This is a genomic window from Pseudorhodobacter sp. MZDSW-24AT, from assembly GCF_002794355.1.
In the GTDB taxonomy this organism is placed as follows: domain Bacteria; phylum Pseudomonadota; class Alphaproteobacteria; order Rhodobacterales; family Rhodobacteraceae; genus Pseudotabrizicola.
The window spans coordinates 172,858-198,829 of sequence record NZ_PGOI01000009.1; the positions used below are offsets into that span (position 1 = coordinate 172,858).

At 61.3% G+C, this 25,972-nt stretch carries 24 protein-coding genes and 1 riboswitch; of the genes, 18 read left to right on the top strand and 6 right to left on the bottom strand.

Translation table 11 applies throughout. The features are described 5' to 3' along the window. Positions 1 to 1,194: a PotD/PotF family extracellular solute-binding protein gene (locus CUR21_RS14075; RefSeq protein WP_100197693.1), complete on the bottom strand. Its 1,194-nt coding sequence runs from the start codon at positions 1,192 to 1,194 to the stop codon at positions 1 to 3. Positions 1,195 to 1,490: 296 nt separating this feature from the next. On the opposite strand from CUR21_RS14075, the gene CUR21_RS14080 reads away from it, so the two are divergent. The 11 genes from CUR21_RS14080 (at position 1,491) to CUR21_RS14130 (ending at position 14,096) form a co-directional block, all read left to right on the top strand. After that, positions 1,491 to 2,147 carry an isochorismatase family cysteine hydrolase gene (locus CUR21_RS14080; protein ID WP_100197694.1) on the top strand — a complete coding sequence of 219 codons (657 nt, stop codon included), beginning with the start codon at positions 1,491 to 1,493 and terminating at the stop codon, positions 2,145 to 2,147. A 176-nt stretch (positions 2,148 to 2,323) separates the two neighbouring features. After that, on the top strand, positions 2,324 to 3,223 hold the full coding sequence (locus CUR21_RS14085) for a polysaccharide deacetylase (protein ID WP_100197695.1): 900 nt from the start codon (positions 2,324 to 2,326) through the stop codon (positions 3,221 to 3,223). Positions 3,224 to 3,260: 37 nt separating this feature from the next. Next, complete coding sequence (locus CUR21_RS14090) at positions 3,261 to 3,950, top strand: glutathione S-transferase family protein (protein ID WP_100197696.1); 690 nt, start codon at positions 3,261 to 3,263, stop codon at positions 3,948 to 3,950. Further along, the gene (locus CUR21_RS14095; RefSeq protein ID WP_100197697.1) at positions 3,947 to 4,711 is read left to right on the top strand and encodes an SDR family NAD(P)-dependent oxidoreductase; all 765 of its coding nucleotides are present in this window, start codon (positions 3,947 to 3,949) and stop codon (positions 4,709 to 4,711) included. The genes CUR21_RS14090 and CUR21_RS14095 overlap by 4 nt, the downstream gene beginning before the upstream one ends. Before the next feature lie 134 nt (positions 4,712 to 4,845). Next, the gene (locus tag CUR21_RS14100) at positions 4,846 to 5,877 is read left to right on the top strand and encodes a homocysteine S-methyltransferase family protein (RefSeq protein ID WP_100197698.1); all 1,032 of its coding nucleotides are present in this window, start codon (positions 4,846 to 4,848) and stop codon (positions 5,875 to 5,877) included. Next, the gene (gene metH / locus CUR21_RS14105) at positions 5,874 to 8,588 is read left to right on the top strand and encodes a methionine synthase (protein ID WP_100197699.1); all 2,715 of its coding nucleotides are present in this window, start codon (positions 5,874 to 5,876) and stop codon (positions 8,586 to 8,588) included. The genes CUR21_RS14100 and metH overlap by 4 nt, the downstream gene beginning before the upstream one ends. Positions 8,589 to 8,631: 43 nt before the next feature. After that, positions 8,632 to 8,832: riboswitch (cobalamin riboswitch) on the top strand. Between the two features lie 96 nt (positions 8,833 to 8,928). After that, complete coding sequence (gene nrdH, locus CUR21_RS14110; RefSeq protein WP_100197700.1) at positions 8,929 to 9,150, top strand: glutaredoxin-like protein NrdH; 222 nt, start codon at positions 8,929 to 8,931, stop codon at positions 9,148 to 9,150. Between the two features lie 4 nt (positions 9,151 to 9,154). Continuing rightward, positions 9,155 to 9,568 (top strand): class Ib ribonucleoside-diphosphate reductase assembly flavoprotein NrdI, encoded by a 414-nt coding sequence (nrdI, locus tag CUR21_RS14115; protein WP_100197701.1) that lies wholly within the window; start codon positions 9,155 to 9,157, stop codon positions 9,566 to 9,568. Beyond that, complete coding sequence (gene nrdE / locus CUR21_RS14120) at positions 9,553 to 11,676, top strand: class 1b ribonucleoside-diphosphate reductase subunit alpha (protein ID WP_100197702.1); 2,124 nt, start codon at positions 9,553 to 9,555, stop codon at positions 11,674 to 11,676. The genes nrdI and nrdE overlap by 16 nt, the downstream gene beginning before the upstream one ends. A 59-nt stretch (positions 11,677 to 11,735) precedes the next feature. Beyond that, a complete protein-coding gene (gene nrdF / locus CUR21_RS14125) occupies positions 11,736 to 12,710 on the top strand; it encodes a class 1b ribonucleoside-diphosphate reductase subunit beta (protein ID WP_100197703.1) in 975 nt (324 codons plus the stop codon). Between the two features lie 252 nt (positions 12,711 to 12,962). After that, positions 12,963 to 14,096: a hypothetical protein gene (locus tag CUR21_RS14130; protein ID WP_100197704.1), complete on the top strand. Its 1,134-nt coding sequence runs from the start codon at positions 12,963 to 12,965 to the stop codon at positions 14,094 to 14,096. Here the strand turns inward: CUR21_RS14130 and CUR21_RS14135 are convergent. Both CUR21_RS14135 and CUR21_RS14140 read right to left on the bottom strand, forming a co-directional pair. Then, positions 14,074 to 15,036, bottom strand: a complete 963-nt coding sequence (locus tag CUR21_RS14135) for a sulfotransferase (protein WP_100197705.1) — start codon at positions 15,034 to 15,036, stop codon at positions 14,074 to 14,076. The two genes, CUR21_RS14130 and CUR21_RS14135, sit on opposite strands and share 23 nt — an antisense overlap. Beyond that, on the bottom strand, positions 15,033 to 16,298 hold the full coding sequence (locus CUR21_RS14140) for a hypothetical protein (protein WP_100197706.1): 1,266 nt from the start codon (positions 16,296 to 16,298) through the stop codon (positions 15,033 to 15,035). Before CUR21_RS14140 ends, CUR21_RS14135 begins: the two co-directional genes overlap by 4 nt. Between CUR21_RS14140 and CUR21_RS18665 the strand changes: the two genes are divergently transcribed. From CUR21_RS18665 to cysW, 6 genes are all read left to right on the top strand, one after another. Then, positions 16,287 to 16,457: a hypothetical protein gene (locus CUR21_RS18665; RefSeq protein WP_157792033.1), complete on the top strand. Its 171-nt coding sequence runs from the start codon at positions 16,287 to 16,289 to the stop codon at positions 16,455 to 16,457. The two genes, CUR21_RS14140 and CUR21_RS18665, sit on opposite strands and share 12 nt — an antisense overlap. 176 nt (positions 16,458 to 16,633) lie before the next feature. Then, positions 16,634 to 17,755, top strand: coding sequence for a GDP-mannose 4,6-dehydratase (gene gmd, locus CUR21_RS14145; RefSeq protein ID WP_100197886.1), 1,122 nt, complete (start codon positions 16,634 to 16,636; stop codon positions 17,753 to 17,755). Positions 17,756 to 18,372: 617 nt separating this feature from the next. Next, positions 18,373 to 19,467 (top strand): sulfate/molybdate ABC transporter ATP-binding protein, encoded by a 1,095-nt coding sequence (locus CUR21_RS14150; protein ID WP_100197707.1) that lies wholly within the window; start codon positions 18,373 to 18,375, stop codon positions 19,465 to 19,467. Then, the gene (locus tag CUR21_RS14155; RefSeq protein ID WP_100197708.1) at positions 19,464 to 20,465 is read left to right on the top strand and encodes a sulfate ABC transporter substrate-binding protein; all 1,002 of its coding nucleotides are present in this window, start codon (positions 19,464 to 19,466) and stop codon (positions 20,463 to 20,465) included. Before CUR21_RS14150 ends, CUR21_RS14155 begins: the two co-directional genes overlap by 4 nt. Beyond that, positions 20,462 to 21,304: a sulfate ABC transporter permease subunit CysT gene (gene cysT, locus CUR21_RS14160; protein ID WP_100197709.1), complete on the top strand. Its 843-nt coding sequence runs from the start codon at positions 20,462 to 20,464 to the stop codon at positions 21,302 to 21,304. Before CUR21_RS14155 ends, cysT begins: the two co-directional genes overlap by 4 nt. Then, a complete protein-coding gene (gene cysW, locus CUR21_RS14165; protein WP_232622807.1) occupies positions 21,304 to 22,131 on the top strand; it encodes a sulfate ABC transporter permease subunit CysW in 828 nt (275 codons plus the stop codon). The genes cysT and cysW overlap by 1 nt, the downstream gene beginning before the upstream one ends. Positions 22,132 to 22,248: 117 nt before the next feature. Here cysW and arsH read toward each other — a convergent pair whose 3' ends face one another. The 3 genes from arsH to CUR21_RS14180 are packed head-to-tail and all read right to left on the bottom strand — an operon-like array spanning position 22,249 to position 24,381. Then, positions 22,249 to 22,965: an arsenical resistance protein ArsH gene (gene arsH / locus CUR21_RS14170; protein ID WP_100197710.1), complete on the bottom strand. Its 717-nt coding sequence runs from the start codon at positions 22,963 to 22,965 to the stop codon at positions 22,249 to 22,251. A gap of 31 nt (positions 22,966 to 22,996) precedes the next feature. Further along, positions 22,997 to 24,016 (bottom strand): ACR3 family arsenite efflux transporter, encoded by a 1,020-nt coding sequence (gene arsB, locus CUR21_RS14175; protein WP_100197711.1) that lies wholly within the window; start codon positions 24,014 to 24,016, stop codon positions 22,997 to 22,999. Next, the gene (locus tag CUR21_RS14180) at positions 24,013 to 24,381 is read right to left on the bottom strand and encodes a helix-turn-helix transcriptional regulator (RefSeq protein WP_100197712.1); all 369 of its coding nucleotides are present in this window, start codon (positions 24,379 to 24,381) and stop codon (positions 24,013 to 24,015) included. The genes arsB and CUR21_RS14180 overlap by 4 nt, the downstream gene beginning before the upstream one ends. A gap of 256 nt (positions 24,382 to 24,637) precedes the next feature. Here CUR21_RS14180 and ugpB point away from each other — a divergent pair, with 256 nt between their 5' ends. Further along, on the top strand, positions 24,638 to 25,933 hold the full coding sequence (gene ugpB / locus CUR21_RS14185; protein ID WP_232622808.1) for a sn-glycerol-3-phosphate ABC transporter substrate-binding protein UgpB: 1,296 nt from the start codon (positions 24,638 to 24,640) through the stop codon (positions 25,931 to 25,933). Positions 25,934 to 25,972: the final 39 nt, after the last annotated feature.

The following is a 25,972-nucleotide window of genomic DNA, read 5'->3' on the forward strand; positions in this document are numbered from 1 at the left end:
TTAGCCCCGTGCGCGCATTGCTGCGGAATAGATGTCATACAGGCGGTCGTAGTCCGGAACGATGTCGAATTCGACAGCATTCGCGATACGCTCGTCAAACTCGTCCCATTGGATGGCGGCCAGTTCCTCTGTCGAGAAGCGCGCCATCAGATCGGGGTTTGCCATCTGGGCCACCGGCTGGAAGTTGCCATTGCCGCGCGCCACAATCTCTGCGGCGTCCGGGGTGGTGATGAACTCAAGGAAATCGAACGCCGCATCCAAGGGATCGGGATTGTTGACGGCCGAGTTGATCTCGATCCAGTTGATCCCGCCTTTTCCATCCGCCGGGCCCGAATTCGGCGTGATGGCATAGAGATTGCTCACCCCCTCTAGGCGCGCGGCGGCGGTGGTATAGGTGCCGCCCGTGAAATACAGGTCTATCTCACCATTCAGGATGGCCAGATTCAACTGAACGAAATCGGTTGTGATCAGCTTTGCGTTCTGAATCCAGCGCTTGGCGGTCTCCTCGAACCGCGCCACTTCTTCGTCGGTCTTGACCTTGAACGGGTGAACCCCTGCGCCCATGCAGATGTCCATCACGTTCCAGTCTTCATAGGCCAAAATCCCGTAGCGGCCTGCGAAATCCGGGTTGTTGAACAGATCCCAGCCTTCATCCTTGGCCAGCTCCGGCGAGATCACATCGGAATTGACAACGAAATCAAAGGTTTCATAGCGTTGCACCACGCCCAGAAGATGGTTGCCATCCTCGCTCATGGCCCATGGGTAGGGCGCTGCAAACTTTGGCTTCATCTGCGCATAAAGCGGTTCAAAGCGGTCACGGGGCAGCTCGCGGATCAGTCCGGCAGGCCACATTTCACCGCGCGCCCAAGGGTTGTTGACGTTGATGAAATCCCAGACCGAGGTTTCGCCGGCGCGCAGGCGGTTTACCGAACTCGGGTCGGAAATATGGATCTCATAGCGAATGTCGCCGCCTGTCTGCTCTTTCCACAGCGCCAGCAGGCGCGGATCGGCATAGGCGTCCCATGTCAGCAGAGAGAGCGGCCGCGATTGGGCCGCTGCCATGCGCGGCAGGCCAGCGGCCGCGACGCCAGCACCCAGCCCTTGCATGAATTTGCGGCGGGTGACGGAATGCTGCATCGGCGTGCGCAGCGGGTTGCGGGATGCCATCTGGCGCAGAATAAGGTCGCTGGTCATGGAAGCCTCCTTGTTCGCATTGCGCACTGCCGTGCGTTATTGATTCATTGAACTATCATCGCCCCCCTGCAATTTTTCAACGAAATTTTTCGACCGCCCGTGGTCATTTTTCGCCGCCATGCTTTGGAGTGCGGATTTGGCCATATTTTTGAGGGTGTCACGGTTCCGAGACGTAGGGCGACAGGGCTGGGAGGGCGTTACCCCTATTTATCTCACTTGCTCAGCGTCTTCGCATCGTGAACAGATGTGCGGATAGGTGGCGCCATTGGCGTCCTCTCTGGCTTCCGAGGATCATCATGTCATCATTGTTTCTGTCCACCACATCGCGGGATATTCCCATCGTCCCGGCCCGCGCAGCGCTTCTTTTCATCGATGTGCAGAACTTTTCGTGTCACCCTGATGGTGGCGAGTGGGCAATGATGCCGCCCGCTGAACGGGCCGCCAAACGCGACTCGTTTCTCGCTCATCTGCAATCAGAGGTGATTCCGCGCATGCAGCGCCTGCAAAAGGCCGCGCGTGAGGCCGGACTCGAGGTTTTGTATACGACCATCGAAAGCCTGACGCTGGACGGGCGCGACCGCAGCTTGGACTACAAGATCAGTGGCTTCAACGTGCCAAAAGGATCTTGGGATGGAAAGGTGCTGGACGCCATCGCGCCGCAAGGGGATGAGATTGTCCTGCCGAAATCATCGTCCAGCGTCTTTGTCTCGACCCACATTGATTACATCCTTCGCAATCTCGGTGTTCAGCAACTGATCATCTCGGGGGTGCTGACGGATCAATGTGTGGAAAGCGCGATTCGGGATGCGTGCGATCTTGGCTATCTAGTGACCCAAGTCACCGATGCCTGTGCCACCTTTGGTGAGGCGCGACAGGCGGCTTCGCTGTCGGCGATCCGGGGGTATTGCCGCCAAGTCACCACGGATGCGCTGGTGGCAGAGTTAAGCGCGTGAGGTGATTTTGGGCGTTGTGCGAACTTTAGTGCGAAAATGCTAGACACGGGGTGGCGTGACTTTGTAGCATTCCTGTGCGCCAAGAAAACTTATGTTCTTCACGCGAACGCCCCGAACCTGTAGGTGAACATGCCCTCGATTGATCCAAGTTGCACCTTTGGTTCGGCGCCCGCCAGATGAACCCGGATCGTGTCTGGGAAACACCCGAGTCTGACTGGCGGGCTTTGGTTGATCGTGTGCGTGCCGGGCGACCGCTGAAACCCAAGGTCTGGCCCAATGGCGCGCGCAGTGCCGTTGCCCTGTCCTTCGACGCCGATCACGAGACGTTTGAACTGGGGCAGGGGCGTTCTGCGATCGGGCGGCTGGCGTGGGGCGAATTCGGACGGCGCACGGGCGTGCCGCGGGTTCTGGACGTGCTGCATCGGCACGATGTGCGCGCAACCTTCTTCACCCCTGCGGTTGCCGCCTTGATCGAGCCTGCTGCCATGCGCCCGATCACAGATGCCGGGCATGAGATTGGGGTGCATGGCTGGTTGCATGAAAACACGTCGCGCCTTGACCGCGCCACCGAGCGCGAGCTGATGTTGCGGGCGCGCGACACGCTGGAGCAACTGACAGGCCAGCGCCCGGTGGGGCATCGCGCCGCGCAATGGGATCTGAGCCCGCATACCATCGAGTTGGTGGCAGAATTGGGCTTTGCCTATGACAGCAGCATGATGGCCGATGACGAGTGCTATGAACTGGTCGCCAATGGCAGGCCGACGGGCGTGGTCGAGGTTCCGGTGGAATGGGTGCGCGATGATGCGGTTTACCTGCTGTTCAACCGCGACCCCGCCACCCGCCCTTGGACGCCACCGGAAGCCGTTTTCGATATCTTCCGTCGCGAGTTCGACGCGTCTTTCGATGAAGGCGGGCTCTTCCAGCTGGTGATGCATCCTTTCGTCATCGGCTATCGCTCGCGCATCTGGATCTTGGATCAGCTGATCGCGCATGCACGCAGCCGCGGTCCGATCTGGTTTGCGACCCATGCGGAAGTTGCCGATTGGGTCTGGCAAAACCGCACCGAAACACTGTGAGGCCAACGGGCGCCTGCCCGCGCAGAAGGACATCCGCATGCTCAAGTTCTACTACAACGCCGCGCCGAACCCTTTGAAAGTTGCCCTGTTCCTTGAGGAGTCTGGCTTGCCCTACGAAGGTATCGCCGTGGACACCAAGCGCGGTCAGCAGCATGAGCCAGCCTATCTTGCCATCAATCCCAACGCCAAGGTCCCGGCGCTTGAGGATGGCGACGTGGTCGTGTTCGACAGCAACGCCATCCTCTTGTACCTTGCAGAAAAGACCGGGGAGTTTCTGCCCGACAACACTCCTGCGGCCCGTGGTGCGCTGCTGTCGTGGCTCATGTTCATTGCGTCGGGGGTGGGGCCGTTTTCGGGGCAAGCCGTTCACTTCCGCAATTTCGCCCCCGGCGACCACCCTTATGCGCGCAAGCGCTATACGTTCGAGGCGCGCCGTCACTGGCGCATCATCGATGAGCGTTTGGCCAAGGGGCGCTATATGATGGGGGAGCGGTATACGATCCTCGATATGGCGATCTGGGGCTGGGCGCCGCGTATTCCCGCCATGCTGGGCGATCAGGCGATGGATGAGTTTCCGCACCTTTCGCGTTTGATGGCCGAACTGGACGCGCGACCTGCGGCGCAGCGCGCCCTGACGTTGAAAGACAGGCATGCGTTCAAAATGGACATGGATGAGGACGCTTTGCGTTCGATGTATCCTCAGATTTTCGCGCCGGACCCGGCATGATGCGCACGGCGATTGTCACCGGTGCGGGGTCCGGTATCGGGCGCGCCGTCGCGGCACGGCTTGCTTTTGATGGTCTGGCGGTCTTGTGTGCCGATCTGAACCAGCCCGCGGCCGAAGAAACCGCCGCGCAGCTGGCAAAGGCCGGATATCCTACCCGCGCGGTTGGCGCTGACATTACCGATGAGGCGGCTGTGAGTGCCATGGTGGCGCAGGCGTTGGACTGGACGGGGCGCATCGATACCTGTGTTGCGAATGCAGGCGCCATGATCGAAGGGGACATCCTTTCCCTTTCGCTTGATGATTGGAACCGCGCGCTGCACATCAATGCGACCGGCGCCTTTCTCACGGCGCGGGCGGTGCTGCCGCATCTGCTGGTGCAGGGAGGCACATTGGTGTTCACGGCGTCCACCGTGGGCTTGTCGGGCATGAAGGGCGTGGCGGCCTATTCGGCGGCCAAGGGGGCAGTCGTGGCACTGACGCGCCAACTGGCCGCAGATTTCGCGGCCCGCGGGGTGCGGGTGAACGCGGTGGCGCCCGGCGCGGTGCGCACACCCTTGTCAGAGTCGCAGTTCCGAGCGCGCGCGGTTGACGAAGACGCGTTCCAGACCTTGCTGGCACAGGTCATCGGGCGCTACCCGATTTCCCGGTGGGGAACTCCTGAAGAAATTGCCGAAGTAGTCCTGTTCCTTGCAACGGAACGCTCGTCCTGGATGACAGGGCAGATCATTCCGGTCGATGGCGGGCTGCTGGAATTGCGCTGACGCAGTGCGGACTGCGTGCTTTGGGCGAGCAAAGTGCGCGCCAATTGCGAAGCATTCATAATCTTCTTTAGAATTATGAATTTCTATCATGATCAGATGTGGTGTAGTGCCTCCGTTCCCTTAACGGAAGCACAATGCTCATGCCCGACACCTGCCGCCATCTCGACACTCTGACAGCCCTTGCCCGGGAACGTATCCTGATCCTCGACGGTGCCATGGGGACGCAGATTCAAGACCTTGGTCTGTCAGAAGAAGATTACGTCGGTCAGGGTTCGGGTCACACCTGCCGTCACCATTCCGAGCATCCGCAGAAGGGCAACAACGATCTGCTGATCCTGACGCAGCCCAAGGCCATCGAAGACATTCACTTCACCTATGCGATGGCTGGCGCCGATATTGTCGAGACGAACACTTTTTCGGCAACCACCGTCGCGCAGGCCGATTATGGCATGGAGGCTGCGGTTCATGACCTGAACGCGGAAGGCGCACGGATCGTGCGCCGCGCCTTGGACCGGGCGACAGCAATTGATGGCCGCCCGCGCTTTGTGGCGGGGGCCATCGGCCCCACCAACCGCACCGCCAGCCTCAGCCCAGATGTGAATGATCCGGGCTATCGGGCGGTGACCTTTGATGATCTGCGGATCGCCTACGGCCAACAGGCGCGCGGGTTGATCGCAGGAGGGGCCGATCTGATCCTGATCGAGACAGTCTTTGACACGTTGAACGCCAAGGCCGCGATTTTTGCGTGTTTCGAGGTGTTTGCCGAAACGGGACAGCGGTTGCCCTTGATGATTTCGGGCACCATCACCGATGCGTCGGGCCGCACCCTTTCCGGGCAGACGCCCACGGCGTTTTGGCATTCGGTCGCCCATGCGCGGCCTTTTACCGTCGGGCTGAACTGCGCACTCGGGGCCTCGGCGATGCGACCGCACTTGGCAGAGCTTGCCGGTGTCGCCAACACCTTCATCTGCGCCTATCCGAACGCCGGCTTGCCGAATGCCTTTGGGCGGTATGACGAAGGCCCGGATGCCACCGCTGCCCAGATCGCGGAGTTCGCGCGCGAGGGACTGGTGAATGTGGTGGGCGGCTGTTGCGGCACCACCCCCGACCATATCCGCGCCATTGCCGAGGCTGTGGCGGGCCACACGCCAAGGAGCCTGACATGACACGTTATCTCCGCCTTTCCGGACTGGAGCCCTTCACCCTCACCCCGGATATTCCGTTCGTGAACATCGGTGAGCGCACGAACGTGACTGGCTCGGCCCGGTTTCGCAAATTGATCGTGAACCGTGATTACGCGGCGGCCCTAGAGGTGGCCCGTGATCAGGTCGAGAATGGCGCCCAGATCATCGATATCAACATGGATGAAGGGCTGATCGACTCCAGATCCGCGATGGTGGAGTTCCTGAACCTGCTGGCGGCCGAGCCCGATATTGCCCGCGTGCCGGTGATGATTGACAGTTCCAAATGGGAGGTGATCGAGGCTGGCTTGAAATGCGTGCAGGGCAAGCCGGTGGTGAACTCGATCAGCCTGAAGGAAGGCGAGGCGGCGTTCCGGCACCATGCGGGTCTGTGCTTGGCCTATGGCGCGGCGGTGGTTGTGATGGCCTTTGACGAGGCCGGGCAAGCCGATACCTTTGCCCGCAAGACCGAGATCTGCGCCCGTGCCTATCGCATTCTGGTGGAGGAGGTGGGCTTCCCCCCGGAAGACATCATCTTTGATCCCAATATCTTTGCCGTGGCCACTGGCATTGAAGAGCATAACAACTATGGCGTCGATTTTCTTGAGGCGACGCGCTGGATCAGGGCAAACCTGCCGCATGCCCATGTGTCAGGCGGTGTTTCCAATCTGTCTTTCAGCTTTCGCGGCAATGAGCCGGTGCGTGAGGCGATGCATGCGGTCTTTCTCTACCATGCCATTCAGGCAGGCATGGACATGGGAATCGTCAATGCTGGCCAACTGGCAGTCTATGATCAGATCGATCCCGCGCTGCGCGACGCCTGCGAAGATGTGGTGCTCAATCGCCGCGCGGATGCCACCGATCGGTTGCTGGAGATGGCAGACCGGTTCAAGGGCGGCGCCCGCGAAGAAAAGCTGCGCGATCTGGCTTGGCGCGACTGGCCGGTGGAAAAGCGGCTGGAACATGCCTTGGTGAATGGGATCACCGAGTTCATCGAGGAAGACACCGAAGCCGCCCGCCAGATGGTGGAGCGCCCGCTGCATGTGATCGAAGGCCCGCTGATGGCGGGGATGAATGTGGTGGGTGATCTGTTTGGCGCGGGCAAGATGTTCCTGCCGCAGGTGGTGAAATCGGCCCGCGTGATGAAGCAAGCGGTGGCGGTGTTGCTGCCCTATATGGATGCGGAAAAGCAGGCGAGTGGCGGCGCGGGCCGTCAGACGGCGGGCAAGGTGCTGATGGCCACGGTCAAGGGCGATGTGCATGACATTGGCAAGAACATCGTGGGCGTCGTGCTGGCCTGCAACAATTACGAGATCATTGATCTGGGCGTGATGGTGCCGCCGCAGAAAATCTTGCAGGTCGCGCGCGAGGAACAGGTGGATGTGATCGGCCTGTCGGGTCTGATCACACCAAGCTTGGACGAGATGGTGCATCTGGCGTCTGAAATGCAGCGTGAGGGGTTCACCCTGCCCTTGCTGATCGGGGGCGCCACCACGTCAAAGGTGCATACGGCGGTGAAGATCGCGCCGCGCTACGCCGGACCTGCGGTGCATGTGCTGGACGCCAGCCGCGCGGTGGGGGTGGTCAGCCAGCTTTTGAACCCCACGCAGAAGGCGCCCTTTGTTCAAGCCTTGGAGGCGGAGTATCGCGACGTGGCCGAGCGGCACGCGCGCAACGAGCGCGCCAAGGAGCGGCTGCCGCTTGCACAGGCGCGGGCGAATGCGCTGCAACTGGACTGGAAAAGTTACGCCGTGCCCGCGCCCGAGCGGCTGGGTGTGCAGGTGATCGACGATTGGGATCTGGCGGAAATCGCGCGCTTCATCGACTGGACCCCCTTTTTCCAGACATGGGAATTGAAGGGCAGCTACCCGAAGATTCTGGACGACCCCAAGCAAGGCGAGGCCGCGCGCACCCTGTTTGCCGACGCACAGGCGATGCTGGCGCGCATCATCGAGGAGCGCTGGTTCGGGCCGCGCGCGGTGGTGGGCTTCTGGCCCGCGCATGCGGAAGGCGAGGATATTCACCTGTTCACCGATGAAACGCGGCAGGTGCCGCTGGCCACGCTACACACCTTGCGTCAGCAGCATGCCAAGCGCGAAGGTCGCCCGAATGTGGCCTTGGCTGACTTCGTGGCCCCCAAAGGCACCGTGCCCGATTATGTGGGGGGCTTTGTGGTGACGGCAGGTCCCGAAGAGGCGGAGATCGCTGCCCGCTTCGACCGCGCCAATGACAATTACGCGGCCATTCTGGTCAAGGCGCTTGCCGACCGCTTTGCCGAAGCCATGGCCGAGATGCTGCATCAACGTGTGCGGCGCAGATTGTGGGGCTATGCGCCGGATGAGAACTTTGCCCCCGATGAGCTGGTGGGCGAACCTTACCGGGGCATCCGGCCTGCGCCGGGCTATCCGGCCCAGCCGGATCACACAGAGAAGCGCACGCTTTTTGATCTTTTGGGGGCCGAGGCCGCCACTGGCGTAAGCTTGACAGAAAGCATGGCGATGTGGCCCGGTTCGTCCGTTTCGGGGCTTTATATTGGTCACCCGGACGCGTATTACTTTGGGGTGGCCAAGGTTGAACGCGATCAGGTGGCCGATTATGCCCGCCGCAAGGGCATGGATCTAGCCGAGGCAGAACGCTGGCTGGCCCCCATCCTGAACTATGTCCCCTCTGCTGCGGCTGCGCTTGCCGCAGAATGAATGTCAAGCGCATACCACATATTGACAGTGATCGGGCAAATCGGTCAATTGGTAGCGTCATGGTGATCCGGGGCGACTCGGGATGAAAAGGGAAACCGGTGCGGAAGCTGCTCCAAATCCGGTGCTGCCCCCGCAACTGTAAGCGATGAGCAAGGCTGACATGCCACTTTGGGGTAACCCTTGGGAAGGCCAGCCAAGCCCTGATGCGCGAGCCAGGAAACCTGCCATGGCACGAGACGACCGAAACCATGCGGCGGGCATGGGGACGTGTTCGGGCCGGGTTTTCCTTGTCCAAGCGCGTGCCTGTTTCCGCAAGACACTTCGCCAAAGGAAATAGGGCATGACCATCACAGTTTACTCCAAACCCGCCTGCGTGCAGTGCACGGCCACCACCCGTGCTCTGGATGCCAAGGGGATTGCCTACAGCGTCGTCGACCTGACCGAAGATGCCGAGGCGATGGAGAAAGTGATGTCGATGGGCTATCGCCAAGCGCCTGTCGTGGTGGCCGGAAACGCTCACTGGGCTGGTTTTCGCCCTGACATGATCGGCCAACTGGCCTGACACCATGGCCGGGCTGGTCTATTTTTCGTCCGGTTCGGGCAATACGGCTCGCTTTGTGGCGGCGCTGGGATTGCCCGCCGCGCGCATCCCGATCCGGCCCGCCGACCCGATGCCCCAGCCCTGCCAGCCGTTTGTGTTGATCTGCCCGACCTATGCGGATGGAACCGGCAAGGGCGCGGTGCCCAAACAGGTGATCGCCTTTCTGAATGATCCCGCCCGACGCGCCCTGATCCGGGGTGTCATCGCGGCGGGAAATCGTAACTTTGGCGAAACTTTTGCCCTTGCCGGGCGGGTGATCGCCGCCAAATGCAACGTGCCCGTGCTGTACAGTTTTGAACTGGCGGGGACCGAAACCGATATTTTCCGCGTGCGCGCGGGGCTAGACCGCTTCTGGGGGACTGAATGCTTGACGCCGTGAAACCTGCGCTGGATTACCATGCGTTGAATGCCATGCTGAACCTGTATGATGATCAGGGGCGCATCCGGTTTGAGGCCGACCGCATGGCCGCGCGGCAGTATTTCCTCCAGCACGTCAACCAGAACACGGTGTTCTTTCATTCGCTGGATGAAAAACTGGGCTATCTGGTGGCCGAGGGCTATTATGAAGCCGCCGTGCTTGACCAGTATTCGCGCAACTTCCACCGCCAGATCTGGGATGCGGCCTATGCGGCCAAGTTCCGTTTCCCCACTTTTCTGGGCGCGTTCAAGTATTACACCAGCTACACCCTGAAGACCCGCGACGGGCAGCGTTATCTGGAGCGCTATGAGGACCGCGTGGTGATGGTGGCGCTGACGCTTGCGCGTGGAGACGAGGCGCTGGCGCTTCGCTTCATGCAGGAGATGTTGTCGGGCCGGTTCCAGCCGGCCACCCCCACCTTCTTAAACGCGGGCAAGGCGCAGCGGGGCGAGCTGATTTCGTGCTTCTTGCTGCGCATCGAAGACAACATGGAGTCCATTGGCCGGGCGATCAATTCGTCGCTGCAACTGTCCAAGCGGGGCGGCGGCGTGGCCTTGATGCTGACCAATATCCGCGAGGCTGGCGCCCCGATCAAAGGGATCGAGAACCAGTCTTCGGGGGTGATCCCGGTGATGAAGCTGTTGGAAGACAGCTTTTCCTATGCCAACCAACTGGGCGCGCGCCAAGGGGCGGGGGCGGTGTATCTGAACGCGCATCACCCCGATATCCTGCGTTTCCTTGATACAAAGCGCGAGAATGCGGATGAAAAGATCCGCATCAAGACGCTGTCGCTTGGCGTGGTGATTCCGGATATCACCTTTGAGTTGGCGAAGAAAAATCAGGACATGTATCTGTTCTCGCCGCATGACGTGGAGCGGGTTTACGGCGTGCCCTTCTCGGAAATCTCGGTCAGCGAGAAATATGCCGAGATGGTGGATGACAAGCGCATCAAGAAGCGCAAGATCAACGCGCGGGAATTCTTCCAGACCATCGCCGAGATCCAGTTCGAATCCGGCTATCCCTATATCATGTTCGAAGACACGGTGAACCGTGCCAACCCGATTGCGGGGCGGATCAGCATGTCGAACCTGTGTTCCGAGATCCTGCAGGTGAATGCGCCAAGCGCGTTCAACGACGATCTGAGCTATGCGCAGATGGGGACCGATATTTCGTGCAATCTTGGGTCGCTGAACATTGCGGCCACGATGGATGGCCCGGATTTCGGGGCGACGGTGGAAAACGCGATCCGGGCGCTGACGGCAGTGTCGGAAATGTCGGCGATCGACTCCGTTCCCTCGATCCGGCGCGGTAATGACGAGGCGCATGCCGTGGGGCTTGGCCAGATGAACCTGCACGGGTTTCTGGCGCGTGAGCGCATCCATTACGGCAGCGCCGAAGGGGTGGAGTTCACGTCCGTCTATTTCGCCGCCGTGGCCTATCACGCGCTGCGGGCCTCGTGCCTTTTGGCGCAGGAAAAGGGCGAGACCTTCAAGGATTTCGCCACCTCGCGCTATGCGGATGGCAGCTTTTTCGACAAATACACCAACCGCGACTGGCTGCCGACGCTGCCTGATGTGGTGCGGGTGTTTGACGGCATCACTTTGCCCAGCCGCACGGATTGGGCGCAGCTGCGCGCCGATGTGATGGCGCACGGGTTGTATAACCGCAACTTGCAGGCGGTGCCGCCGACCGGGTCGATCAGCTATATCAACAACTCCACAAGCTCGATCCATCCGATCGTGTCCAAGATCGAGATCCGCAAGGAAGGCAAGATCGGCCGTGTGTATTACCCGGCAGCCTTCATGACGAATGACAATCTGGAATACTACCGCGATGCCTATGAGATAGGGCCAGAAGCGATCATCGATACCTATGCGGCCGCGACCGAGCATGTGGATCAGGGGCTGAGCCTGACGCTGTTCTTCCCGGCCGAGGCCACCACCCGCGACATCAACCGCGCGCAGATCTATGCGTGGAAGAAGGGCATCAAGACTATCTACTACATCCGCCTGCGTCAGACCGCGCTGGAAGGGACCGAAGTGCAGGGCTGCGTGTCCTGCACGCTGTAAGGTCGGCAACCGCCGGGGGGGCGCCCCCCGGACCTCAGTGGGATATTTGAGGACAGAAAATGAAAGACATGATCACCCCGGTTGCCGTGCCGCGTGCCATCAACTGGAACCGTTTGCAGGATGACAAGGATCTGGAAGTCTGGAACCGTCTGACGGTGAACTTCTGGCTGCCCGAGAAGGTGCCGCTGTCGAATGACGTGCAAAGCTGGGCCATGCTGCGCCCGCAAGAGCGTGAGCTGACGATCCGGGTGTTCACCGGGCTGACCCTGCTCGACACCATCCAGAACACGGTGGGCGCGCCTGCGCTCATGCCCGATGCGCAGACCCCGCATGAAGAGGCGGTGCTGACGAACATCGCCTTCATGGAAGCGGTGCACGCGCGCAGCTATTCGTCGATCTTTTCGACCCTGTGTTCGACCAAAGAGGTGGACGAGGCCTTCCGCTGGTCCGAGGACAACCCGCATCTGCAAGCCAAGGCACGCGCGATCCTGAACGATTATGCCGTCGGGGCCGACCCGTTGAAGCGCAAGATTGCGTCGGTGTTTTTGGAAAGCTTCCTGTTCTATTCGGGCTTTTACCTGCCGATGTATTGGTCCAGCCGGGGCCGCCTGACGAATACCGCCGATCTGATCCGCCTGATCATCCGCGACGAGGCGGTGCATGGTTATTATGTGGGCTACAAGTTCCAGCGCGCGCTGGAGCGCGAAACCGAAGCACGCCGCGCCGAGTTGAAGGATTATGCCTTTTCCCTGATGTTCGAGCTTTATGACATCGAGGCAAAATACTCTGCCGAGCTTTATGACGGTCTTGGTCTCACCGAGGATGTTAAGGCTTTCCTGCACTACAACGCCAACAAAGCTTTGCAGAACCTTGGCTATGAGGCGCTGTTCCCTCCGGCTGCCTGCGATGTGAACCCCGCCATCCTTGCGGCGCTTTCGCCGGACAGCGAAAATCACGACTTCTTTTCCGGCTCTGGCTCTTCCTATGTGATCGGTAAAGCGGTTGCGACCGAAGACGAAGACTGGGATTTCTGAAAGAATGCAGCAGCGCCGCGCGGCACATCCCGCGCGGCGTAACGGTTTTTGCTGAAAGCCGATCGGCTGACACCGCCGGTCCTGAACGATCCTTATCCTCCGCCTGCCCCCTTTCCTCCGTTTCAACGGAAGCGCGGCAAAGCGGTTGTGGCCTGCAAGCTGTCATTGGCAGTCCGACGGCGATCCTTCCACATAGCCACACTTGAAAAACGAACGGGCCCTGTTACGACTGGAGCAGGCTGGAGGAATCCAATGGATGTCGCCCGTGACACGCCGGTTGAGGCAGAAGCTTTCGGCTTTGTGCCCGTTCGTTTGACAGGCGATCCAAGCGTCGCGCTGACATGGGAGGAGTTTGCCGCGCACATCCGGGATGAAGATGGCCGCGCTTTGATCCTGATGGACGATCCCTATGCCGCCATCGCGCGTCACTGCGATGCGGGGCAGGCCCTTGACGCGGCGATAGATCTTTGGTGCGACTTGGCGCAGGTTTGTCTGTGCCATTGCCGCACCGCACCACGCAGGATTGCGCTTGTTCAGCGGGTGTCAGACACGGGCGGGGCGGCCGAGGTGGCGCAACGCCTTGCCAAGCGGTTTCCGGATGTGATGCTGCCAGATCTGGTCGAGCATGAAGGGGGGGGACCAGAGGGTTTTGTCCCTGTGGTGCGTCTTGTCACCGCGCGCGATGCGCTGTTCCGCGATCTGTATGCGGAATTGCAGGCGCGCAGTCTGAACCCCGTTCCGGATACACTTGCGTTCGATGAAAGCCTTGGTCTTCTGTTGCGGGGGTGGCCGGCGCGGGGCGGCGCGCAGGCAGGCATGCGGCCAGCGGCTGAGCGCGCCGCAGAGGCGCCTTCCTCCGCTCCTGCCCCCCGCGCGCCCGACTTCCAAGCGACGGAAGCGCCCGCCACCGAAGGCTCTGGGGCCGAGGAGGGGGATATGCGCGCCACCCTCACGGCCGAGGTTGAAGCGTTGCGGGCGCGGATTCAGGATGCCGCGCAGATTGAAACGATCCTGTGCCAGCAACTGGCCGATCTGAAACAGGCCTTGCTCGACATGGATGCCCGAAGCCGTGCTGCCGAGGCGGAAAATCAGCTTCTCAAGCGCGGCGAAGGTGTGGAAGATGCGATCATGGTCCAGCTTGTGCAAGAGGCACAGCAGGCGCTCCAACGCTTGCACAAAGAATGGGCTTGCAACGACACCGCGTCCGAAGCGGTTCAGGATTTTGTGCGCCAGACCGAAACAGCCTTGGGGATGGTGGAAAGACGCAGCCGCGGTCTGCGCTCGGACATCGCACGGCTCCAGAGCGAGCTTCACGCGGTCTACACCTCTACCTCTTGGCGCTTCACCGGACCCATGCGCTCGGTCAAGCGGGTGTTTCAGAGGTGATCGGCTCTGCGCGCAGGGCGTATCCCAGACGCGCGCACAGCGCGATATAGCACGGGCTCTTTTCCAAGACCGCATCAAGCTCCAAAGGCACCTCACGTCTCGGCCGCGCCGTGACCTGTGCGGTGGACCGACCACTGTCACCCGAGAGGGACACCACTGACAGTAAGGAAGAGGCGTCAGGGAGGTAAGGCAGTTCCAACACGGAGCAGATGCGTTGCAATTCCCCTTCGGTGTCTGCCACGAAATCCTCATAGCGAAACAAGGGCAGGCCGCGGTGCCGATCCAAGAAGTTCAAGTGACGGCGGGCGTAATCATCAAGTGTGCCGGGGGTGAAGGTGACCCAACCGTTTGCAAGCAGCGATAAAAAGCAATCCAGCGGATGACGGACCGTCACCACCGACAAGACAGGGCCCGTGCGTGTCAGAAGCTCGTGGAGCGTGGCGCGGTCCGGCGGCGCTGTGTCAGAGCAGAACTGGGAATGGGCATGGTCGCGCAAGACAAGATAACGCCCTTGCAATGCCAAGGCCTTGTGCAATTCCGCCAAGGCTGCGGTGAACATCGCCGCCACGGTTTCGCGGCCCACTGGTCGCAGCGAAACACTCGCGCCATAGATCAGATCGGTCGGTAGGAACAGTCTTTTGCCGGGTTGATGAATCTGCATCTGGCTCAGAGGATCAACCTCGCTTAGCAAGGTGACATTGGGCATCGCCGCGATGCAGCGGCTGATCAATGTTCCCCCCGAGCAAGCAAAGTGGTGGATCGAACGTATCTTGGGCGCGGGCGGGGCAGGGGTGCACAGCGCCTCGCATTGCGCGATCAGCGTGGCGAGTGGCAAGGCATCCGCCGCAGCAACAGCCGGATCGGGAGCGTAATCCTGCACCCACTCCAGCATCTCTTGCAGGTTTGCACAAAGCTCATCACGGATGGCCAAAGCGTTCACTCCGGGACAGCCTTCTTGCTCGGCCTGTCTTTGGCCTTGGCCTTTTTCGTCACCTTGCTTTTCGGAAGCGGCAGATCCCCTGAGGCCGCGGCGCACTGCTGCATGTGCCGGGCCGCGCGTTGCAAACGGGGCACGAGCCTTTCCAGCAAGGCCTGCTGTGCCGATCTGGTTTGTTCAGCGCCGGCGTAGCGGATTTGCAAGTCGCGCAGGTCTGACTGAGCCAGCATTTGCATGCGCAGTGCAAAGCCCAGATCCACCTTGAGTTGCTCTGCGGCCTTTTGGGATTGCACCATCTTCTGTTCAAGGTCTGCGACCTGCACGGACTGCTGCGCGTATCGTTCCAGCGCAAGATCGCGTTCTTCGCGCATGCGGTGCAGCTCATGCTGGCAGGATTCCAGCGCCATTTGCAGGTGGGCGCGCTCTGCCTCTTTCGCAGCCACCCCTTGCTGGGCCTGCGCCGCCGAATGCAACGCCGCCTGCCGCGCGTTTTCCAGATCGCCAATCTGCTGCGCAGAAAGTCTGCGGGCACTGTCACGCTCTGAGACAAGACGCGCGCAGTCTTCCATGGCGGCGGCGGCCGCGCCCTCAAGCTCTGCAATGCGGCTTTCTTGCCTTGCGGCTTCCTCTTGCGCCGCGGCCCATCCGGGATGGACAAGATCAGACTCAAATTCCAGCACGCACCAATCCGGATCGGTCGACCTGTTGGCCATGAAGGCAAAGCCCTGAGCCTTGATCCAAGTCTCCAACACGTTCCGGGGCAGGGCGCCCTCTGCCATCGGATGCGTGCCGCACCGCAGTTGAAGGCGCGCGATGCGCTGTAGCAGCTTTTGCCCGTGAAGGGCTTGCAGGATCATCCACTCCGCGCCCGGGGCCTCGATATGCAGTTCGGCGGCGCGCGGCAGATCCTGCAATTGCCGTGCCAGATCATCCGGGGTGATCACATCAACCGGGATGCGGCCGATCTCCCGCAGGCCCGGCAACAGATCCGACAGCGCGGCCGTCGGCTCAAACAAGCTGCGCAGACCGGGAAAGTTGAACCGGATCAACGGCTTTTGTCCGCGCTCCGGTCCAATCGCCGCGGGGATGATTTGCACGCCCGTCCGTTTCTGCAACCTCCGGGCCCGGTCCGCTTCGGGCTCGACCATAATCACCGAGTCCCAAGGCCTGCCCATAACGTCCGCAAGCGCATGGTCAGAAGCCGGAGGGGCCATCATGATCAGGGTGGAAGGGGGGGCAAGGACGGGAAGCACATGATCTTTCATGAAGAAACTCAGTTCATTTACGGCGTGACAGAAGGCACATCTTCATTCCTGACCTTCCGTGCGGCGGCTCGCACTCGCGAATCTTCGTGGCATCCCGGTGCAGAGCAGCATTTGCCAGAACAACCGCCGCCCCCGCAAAGCTTGAAAGGATTTTGTTAATTTATCTTTAACGCATTTTTGTTTGAACAGCGGTAGCGGTGGGAATGGAACCGCAGGCTATACAAACGCCCGGCTGCCAAGTTTGGCTTGGTGCAATTCAGTGCTTACGGGATTGGATCGCTAGCAGGAAAGTCTGTCGGCCTGTTTTGGGGCGCTTTTAAAGATCTGGGATGAGCATGACAAAAACCGCCTTGATTACAGGTATAACCGGCCAAGATGGATCTTATCTGGCAGAGTTTCTTCTGGAAAAAGGGTATCAGGTCCATGGTATAAAACGTCGGGCCTCGATGTTTAATACGCAGCGTGTCGATCATCTCTATCAGGACCCGCATTTTCACAACGTCAGATTCCATTTGCATCATGGCGATCTGACAGACAGTTCGAATCTGACGCGTATTTTGCAGGAAGTGAAGCCGGATGAAGTTTACAATCTGGGCGCCCAAAGCCATGTCGCTGTCAGTTTTGAAGCGCCCGAATACACCGCCGATGTCGATGGTATGGGCACCCTGCGCCTGCTCGAAGCGATCCGGTTCCTGGGGCTGGAAAAGCGCACGCGCTTTTATCAGGCCTCCACCTCCGAGCTTTACGGACTTGTAAAGGAAGTGCCCCAACGTGAAACGACGCCGTTTCATCCGCGCTCACCCTATGCCGTCGCAAAGATGTATGCCTATTGGATCACCGTCAATTATCGAGAGGCCTATGGCATGTACGCCTGCAATGGCATTCTCTTCAATCACGAAAGCCCCCGTCGTGGCGAAACCTTTGTGACCCGTAAGATCACGCGGGGCCTTGCCAATATCGCGCAAGGATTGGAAACCTGCCTTTATATGGGCAACATTGATGCCTTGCGTGATTGGGGCCATGCCAAGGATTATGTCCGCATGCAGTGGATGATGCTTCAGCAAGACCGCGCCGAGGATTTTGTTATCGCCACCGGCCGACAATATTCTGTCCGCGACTTCATTCGATGGTCGGCGGCGGAATTGGGCATGACGCTGGAGTTCAGTGGCAGTGGTCTTGCAGAAGTGGGGACCGTCGTCGCCATCGCGGGGGACAAGGCACCCGGTGTGAAGATCGGCGATGTGATCCTGAGAATAGATCCCTCTTATTTCCGCCCGGCTGAGGTTGAAACCTTGCTGGGCGATCCGACCAAGGCACGGCGTCAACTGGGATGGGAGCCTGAAATCACCGCGCAGGAAATGTGTGCAGAAATGGTGGCTGCGGACCTGCGCTCGGCGCAACGTCACGCGCTGCTCAAAGCCCATGGGCATGAGGTGCCGGTGTGCATGGAAGGCTGAGCCCGTCGCGCGCGCAACCGCGCGACACCGCCGGGCAACCTGTCCTTGCGTCCAGATTGCGTGCTCATATGGGGCGCAAGGCGTGTCAGATCGGTCCGCACCCATCCCAAAGGTGTCCTCTCAAGCAAACGGTAGGGGTGATGGGTGAGCCCGCGCGGCGATGCTGTTTCAACGTCCTCATTGACTTGGCGCCGGTCCCAAGGGGGATCGGGATTTCCATCATCTCTGAAGACGACCCCAAGGTGGGATAAGATGCCAACTCCGCGGTCGCGGTTTTGATCGCCTTCAGCGGCGGGCGGCCCGGGATGCGCGCGGCCGCCACAGGGGGAACAGCTGAACTCTGACTCACGCCCCCCCTGCCCAGTAGCGTGCGGTGCTTAGGGCCGTTGGTCCCGCTCTTGGTCCGCAGAAAAGAATTGCGTCGCATGGCCCATGGGCTGCGCGGCACAGTTTTCCACGCCGCAGCCTTGCGCGCGGACAGTGTGGAAACGAAGCGCGTCCAGCACGGAACGCTGTTCTGATGAGCCCGTGACCTCTTCACCAAATCAAGGACTTGGTTGAGTTGAAAGCGCCCTTGTTTGGGCCTAGGTCCACCGCAGACAAGGAACACGCGCGCCATGATTTCGATTTCTTCCATGACCAAAAGCTTCGGGCCGACCGCTGTTCTGCGCGGAATCGACCTGAACATTGAGGCCGGAGAGCTTGTGGCTCTGCTTGGACCCTCTGGCTCTGGCAAGACGACCCTTCTGAAGATCATCGCAGGACTGGAATGGCCCGATGCCGGGGGGCTTGTGGTGGATGGCAAGAACTGGCTTGCCCTCTCGGCGCAACAGCGCCGCATTGGCTTTGTGTTCCAGCATTATGCGCTGTTTCCGCATATGACCGTGCGTGACAACATTGCCTTCGGGCTGAGCGTGCGACCGCGGGCCGAGCGCCCGGGAAAATCGGTCATCGCGGCCAAGGTCGATGATTTGCTGGGCCTGCTGCAAATCGCGCATCTGGCAGACCGCTTCCCGGGCCAGTTGTCGGGCGGTCAGCGTCAGCGCGTTGCCTTGGGGCGCGCCTTGGCCATTGAACCCGCGGTGCTGCTGCTGGATGAACCGTTCGGCGCTCTGGATGCCGCCATCCGCCGTGACCTGCGCCGCTGGCTGCGCGAGGTGCACCAGAAAACCGGATCGACCACGCTTTTCGTGACGCATGATCAGGAAGAGGCATTCGAACTGGCTGATCGTGTGGTGGTGATGGGCGAGGGCCGGATCGAGCAGATCGGCAGCGCGGATCAGATTCATGACCGTCCGGCATCGCCTTTTGTCGCGCGCTTCATGGGGGCCGTCGTTGAACTGCCTGTCACCTTGCGCGCGGGTCGGGCTGAGGCTGCGGGGCTGGATGCCCGCGCAGTTGAGCGCCGTGCCATGGCCGATGGTCCGGCCCGGCTGTTTTTGCGCCCCGATGCCATCGCGCTCGAGGCCGATCCCGCAAGCCCGTGGCGTCTCACCCACAAAGCCAGCAATGGCGCTATGATCCGCGCCACGCTGCAGCAGGACGGGGGTCTGGAAATCCCGGTCGATCTGCCGCGCCACTCGGCACCGGATCTGAGCCTCGGCTCCGCTTACCGCCTGCGCCCCCTGACGGGGGCTGTCTTTTCCTTCGACGCGGCGCCGCAAGCTGATGCCGCCCGTCCGCTTCCCATCCTCAAGGAGAAACGCCTATGAAACCCGGATTGATCAAGGCGGCTTTGCTGGCTGCCACCTTGGGCGTGGCGACGCCCGTCGCCGCGCAGGACAGCCTTTTGAACGTCAGCTATGACATCTCGCGCGAGTTGTTCGAGGCCTTGAACCCGGCCTTCGTGGCCAAGTGGAAGGCCGACACGGGGCGCGATCTGACCATTGACCAAAGCCATGGCGGATCGTCGCGGCAGGCGCGCGCCATTCTGGAAGGTCTGGCCGCCGATGTGGTGACCTTCAATCAGGAAACCGATGTGGACGTGCTGGCCGAAGGCGGTCTGCTGCCAGAAAACTGGCGTGAGGCTCTGCCCAATGGCGCGTCGCCCTATTACTCGCTGCCCGCGTTCTTGGTGCGTGCGGGCAATCCGAAGAACATTCAGGATTGGTCGGATCTGGCGCGTGAAGACGTGGCCCCGATTTTCCCGAACCCCAAGACCAGCGGCAATGCGCGCTACACCTATCTGGCGGCCTATGCTTATGGGCTGGAGCAGAACGGCGGCGACCATGCCAAGGCGCAAGAATTCGTCAAGGCGATCCTGTCTTCGGTTCCGGTGTTTGACACCGGCGGCCGTGCCGCGACGCAAACCTTTGCCGAGCGTGAGCTGGGCGATGTTCTGGTGACCTTTGAAGCCGAGACCGGCGGCATTGCCAAGGAATATGCTGACAAGGGGTTTGAGCGGGTGACGCCCTCCCTGTCGCTGTTTGCGGCCTTCCCGGCGGCGGTGGTGACTGCAAATGCCGAGAAGAAGGGCTCGACCGAGGTGGCGACCGCCTATCTGGAGTGGCTCTACTCCCCCGAAGCACAGGACATTCTGGCGCAGAACTTCTACCGCGTGAATGATGCCGATATGGCCGCCAAATATGCGGCCGACTTCCCCGAGGTGCGGCTGGTGACGGTGGATGAGGTGTTCGGCGGCTGGGATGCCGTGCGCGCGGATCATCTGGCCGATGGCGCCATTCTGGATCAGGTGTTTGTAAACCAATGACCTCTGCCGCCGCGCCCATCCGCGCCAAGCGCGTCTTGCCCGGGTTCACGCTGAGCCTTGGCACGACGCTGCTTTATATCACCGTGATCATCCTGATCCCGGTTCTGGCGTTGATCCTGAAAGGGGCTGAGATCGGCCCGGCGCGGTTCTGGGCGATCGTCAGTTCGCCTCGCGCGGTGGCGGCGTTTCAGGTGACTCTGATCGCGGCCGCCATCGCTACAGTGTTCAACGCCCTTTATGGTTTGCTGATGGCTTGGGTGCTGGTGCGGTATGAGTTCCCGGGCAAGCGCATTCTGGATGCGCTGATGGATGTGCCCTTTGCGCTGCCCACGGCGGTGGCGGGCCTGTCGCTGACGGCACTGTTTTCGTCCAATGGCTGGATCGGGGCTTGGCTGGAGCCGCAGGGGATTTCGGTGGTCTACACCATCTGGGGGATCGCCTTGGCGATGGCCTTTACCTCGGTGCCTTTCGTGGTGCGCACGGTGCAGCCGGTGCTGGAGGATCTGGACCCCGGCTATGAGCAGGCGGCGCGGACGCTGGGGGCATCAGAGGCGACCATTTTCACCCGCGTGGTGTTTCCGCAGATCCTGCCCGCCTGGCTTGCAGGCTGCACGATCGCCTTTGCGCGGTCGTTGGGAGAGTTCGGGGCAATCGTGTTCATTGCGGGAAACCTGCCCTTTCAAACCGAGATCGCGGCTCTGCTGGCCTTCATCCGGCTGGAGGAGTTTGATTATAACGGTGCGGCGGCGATTGCGCTTGTCTTGCTGTTCTTTGCGCTTGTCCTGCTGCTGGTGTCGAACCGGTTGCAGGCTTGGGCGGCGCGGCACCGGGGGGCGTGATGCAGGCGGTTGGTGTGATGGCTCCGGGGCAGTCGACCATGATCCCGCGCGTGCTGATCGGGGTGGCGGTCGCGCTGACGCTGCTGATCGTGGTGGCGCCGCTGGTCTATATCTTCAGCCGGGCCTTTGCGGAAGGCTGGCAGGTCTATGCGGCGAACTTGATGCACCCGGCGACGGTGCATGCGATCTGGCTGACCAGCGTGGTCGCGCTGATCGTGGTGCCGCTGAACATTGCCTTCGGGATTGCGGCGGCTTGGGCGGTGGCGCGGTTCCGCTTTTGGGGGCGGGGGCTTTTGGTGACGGCGATCGAGATCCCTTTCTCGATCTCTCCCATCATCGCCGGGATCTGCTATCTGCTGCTCTATGGGCGGCAGGGCATTCTGGGGCCGTGGTTGCAGGCGAATGACCTGCAGGTGATGTTCGCGCTGCCGGGGATCGTGCTGGTCACGATGTTTGTGACCGCGCCTTTCGTGGCGCGCGAGGTGCTGCCGCTCATGCAGGCGCAGGGGTCGGAGCAGGAGGAGGCGGCGGTGACGCTGGGGGCGAGCGGGTGGCAGATCTTTACCCGCGTGACCCTGCCCAACATCCGCTGGGCTTTGCTGTATGGGGCTGTCCTGTGCACGGCGCGGGCGGTGGGGGAGTTTGGCGGGGTCTCGGTGGTTTCGGGGAACATCCGGGGCCAGACCAACACCTTGCCCTTGCATGTGGAGCTGCTGTTCAACGATCTGAACGCGACCGGGGCCTTTGCGGCGGCTTCGGTGCTGACCTTGCTGGCCTTGGTGGTGCTGGTGGTGAAAACGGTGCTGGAGACACGGCGGGGGGTGTGAGAGCCCCCTGTGTTACATCACAGGGTTTCCCGTGTTATCAATGGCTTGACCCTGCGACGTTAAGGATTTCTTCATCCTTTCCCGCAGGGCCATCCGCCGCGTGTCACTGGCCGCTTGTTAAAGGGCGGAGGAGAGGTTTACCCGCGCGGCCAGCTCGGCCGCGCTTTCCTTGCGCTCGGAATAGCGGTCGACCAGAACGGGGGCGCTGTCGCGCAACAGGAGCGTGAACTTGACCAGCTCTTCCATCACATCCACCACCCGGTCATAGAGCGCCGAAGGGCGCATGCGGCCCGACTCGTCAAACTCCTGAAAGGCCTTGGGGATGGAGGATTGGTTGGGGATGGTGAACATCCGCATCCAGCGCCCCAGAACCCGCATCTGGTTCACCGCGTTGAAGCTTTGCGAGCCGCCCGAGACCTGCATCACCGCCAGCGTCTTGCCTTGGGTCGGGCGCACGGCGCCATCGGAAAGCGGAATCCAGTCGATCTGCGTTTTCATCAGGCCCGTCATCGCGCCATGGCGTTCGGGCGAGGACCAGACCATGCCTTCGGACCATGCCACGAGATCGCGCAATTCGCGCACCTTGGGATGGCTGGCATCCACCCCGTCATCCACCAGCGGCAGGCCGGAGGGGTGGAAAAACCGCACCTCGGCCCCCAGCCGGGTGAGGATGCGCGCGCCTTCCTCGGCGGAGAGGCGGGAAAAGCTGCGGGGGCGCAAGGAGCCATACAGGATCAGGATGCGCGGCGCATGAGTGGCGCGTGCGGGCGCCAGCAAGGCCGCCGCGTCAAGAGGCGGCAAGAGCGCTTCGGGGATATGGGGCGTGTCGGTCACGGCGGAGTCCTTGGAAGAGAGAGAGAGCCTGTCAGGGGGCGAAACGCCCGCGTGTCTTGTTGGCGAAGGCCACGAGCGAGAGCATGACCGGCACCTCGACCAGCACCCCCACCACGGTGACCAGCGCCGCGCCGGAGTTGAGGCCGAACAGTCCGATGGCAACGGCCACGGCGAGTTCAAAAAAGTTGGACGTGCCGATCAGCGCGCAAGGGGCCGCGATGCGGTGCGGCAGGTTCCACAGATAGGCCGCGCCATAGCCCAAGGCGAAGATGCCATAGGATTGAATGAGGATCGGCACCGCCAGCAGGGCGATGAGGCCGGGCTGCGCCAGAATGGCGGGGCCTTGAAAGCCAAAGAGCAGCGCCACGGTCAGGAGCAGGCCGAGCATCGAGGCAGGTTTGATGCGGGCGGTGAAGGCTGCGATGGCGGCGTCGCCCCCCCGGCGCAACAAGGCGCTGCGGGTGAGCGCACCCGCCACCAGCGGCAAGACGACATACAGCAGGGTGGACAGGATCAGGGTGTCCCACGGCACCGCAATATCGGTGACGCCGAGCAGGAAGGCCACGATGGGGGCGAAGGCGACCACCATGATCAGGTCATTCACGCTGACCTGCACCAAGGTGTAATTCGGATCGCCCTTGGTGAGTTGGGACCAGACAAAGACCATGGCGGTGCAGGGGGCGGCCCCCAGCAGGATAAGCCCGGCGATGTATTCCGGGGCCTTGGTGCTGTCGATCAGCCCCGCGAAGACATGCTGAAAGAACAGCACCCCCAAGGCGGCCATGGTGAAGGGTTTGATGAGCCAGTTGATGACCACCGTGATGATCAGCCCCTTGGGCCGCTGGCCGACGGATTTCAGAGAGGCCAGATCGACCGCCACCATCATCGGGTAGACCATGGCCCAGATCAGCACCGCCACAATCAGATTGACCGAGGCATATTCCAGCGCGGCCATGCCCGCGAAGACAGCGGGAAAAAGAGTGCCCAAGGACAGCCCGGCAAGGATGCACAGGGCCACCCAAAGGGAGAGGTAGCGTTCAAACAGGGTCATGCGGAGGCCGGTTCCTTGCAAGGCGATTCAGGGTGCGAATCAGCGGGCGATTCGAGCGGTGACTCGGGATGGCAGCACGCACCCTCGGGGGCTTTGAGCGCGGCAAGGAAAGCCCCAAGCGGGGCGAAGGCGGCGGGGTTGAGCGCATAGCAGATGCGCGGACCCGAGATTTCCCCCCGGATCACCCCGGCGGCCTTGAGGATGCGCAGATGTTCGGAAACGGTGGATTGCGCCAAGCCGACGGCCCCGACGATATCGCCGCCGATGCAGCCGGGCGTGGCCAGCAAAAGCCGCAAAATCTTAAGCCGTGCAGGATGGGCGAGGGCGCGGGCCACGGTGGCGAGGTTGTCATCAGAGGCGGACATGGTGCTTTCTTCGTGTATCGTCGATAAACGATACATCGCGCGGTTGGCGGTGCAGATCAAGGGGCAAGAGCGTGGGCTCGCAGCGTGGTTGACGCAGCGGCCGCGCGGCAATTCGCGCGTGTAAAGAAATTGACTTTGTGATCAAAAACATCGTTATGTTTGCGCAGAATGGGCCCCGGGGAGGCCGAATGTTACGAAACTGTCGTAGTTTTCGGAAATAGGTGCCCAGTCGCTACATCTTAGGAGGATGACAAAAATGAAAACCGTGAACCTTATGGTTGCAGGCCTTGTGGCCATGCCGATGGCTGCACAGGCGCAAACCGAGATTTCTTGGTGGCACGCGATGACAGGCGCCAACTCGGAAGTGGTGGAAAAGATCGCTGCCGATTTCAACGCAAGCCAATCCGACTATGTGGTGAAGCCCGTGTTCAAGGGCACCTATCCGGAAACGCTCAATGCGGGCATCGCCGCGTTTCGCGCCGGCCAAGCCCCGGACATCATTCAGGTTTTTGACGTTGGCACCGGCGTGATGATGGGCGCGCAAGGCGCCATCAAGCCCGTGGCCGAAGTGCTGACCGAAGCTGGCTTTGCCTTTGACAAGAGCCAGTATCTGCCGGGCATCGTAGGCTATTATTCGAGCCCCGAAGGCGAGATGCTTTCGTTCCCCTACAACTCGTCCTCGCCGATCCTGTATTACAACAAGGACATCTTCGAGAAGGCCGGGCTGGACGTCGACAATCCGCCGAAGACCTGGGCCGAAGTCTGGGCGGCTGCCCGCCAGATCAAATCGAGCGGCGCTGCCACCTGCGGCTATACCTCGACCTGGCTGACCTGGATCCACACGGAAAACTTTGCGGCATGGAACAACGTGTCTTGGGCGAGCAATGAAAACGGTCTGGCCGGCACGCCGGAGCTGGCCGTGGATGGCCCGCTGTTCGTCAAGCATTTCCAGGAAATCGCCGATCTGGCGAAAGAAGGCGTGTTCGTCTATGGCGGCCGCACCTCGGAAGCCAAGCAGAACTTCACCTCGGGTGAGTGCGGCATCCTGACCGAAAGCTCGGGCGGGTTGGGCGATATCGTCAAGGCCGGGATCAACTATGGCATCGGCCAGCTTCCCTATGACGAAACCGCCGAAGGCGCGCCGCAGAACACCACGCCGGGCGGGGCTTCGCTGTGGGTGATGGGCGGCAAGTCGGATGAGGTTTACAAGGGCGTTGGCACCTTCTTCAACTACCTGTCGCAGACCGATGTGCAGGAATTCCTGCATCAGGAGTCGGGCTATCTGCCGGTGACGATGGCGGCCTATGAGGCGACCAAGGCTTCGGGCTTTTATGAAACCAACCCGGCGCGCGAAGTTCCGATCACCCAGATGATGGGCAAGGAGCCGACCGAGAACTCGAAAGGCGTGCGTGCGCCGAACCTGCCGCAGATCCGCGACATCCTGAACGAGGAGTTCGAGAAGATGCTGGCCGGTCAGCAGACCGCGCAAGAGGCCCTGACCGCCGCCACCACCCGTGGCAATGCGGCGATCAAGGAAGCCACCGGCGGCTGACCCCGCTGAAGCTTTGGCGCGCATCGGCACAGGGCCGGT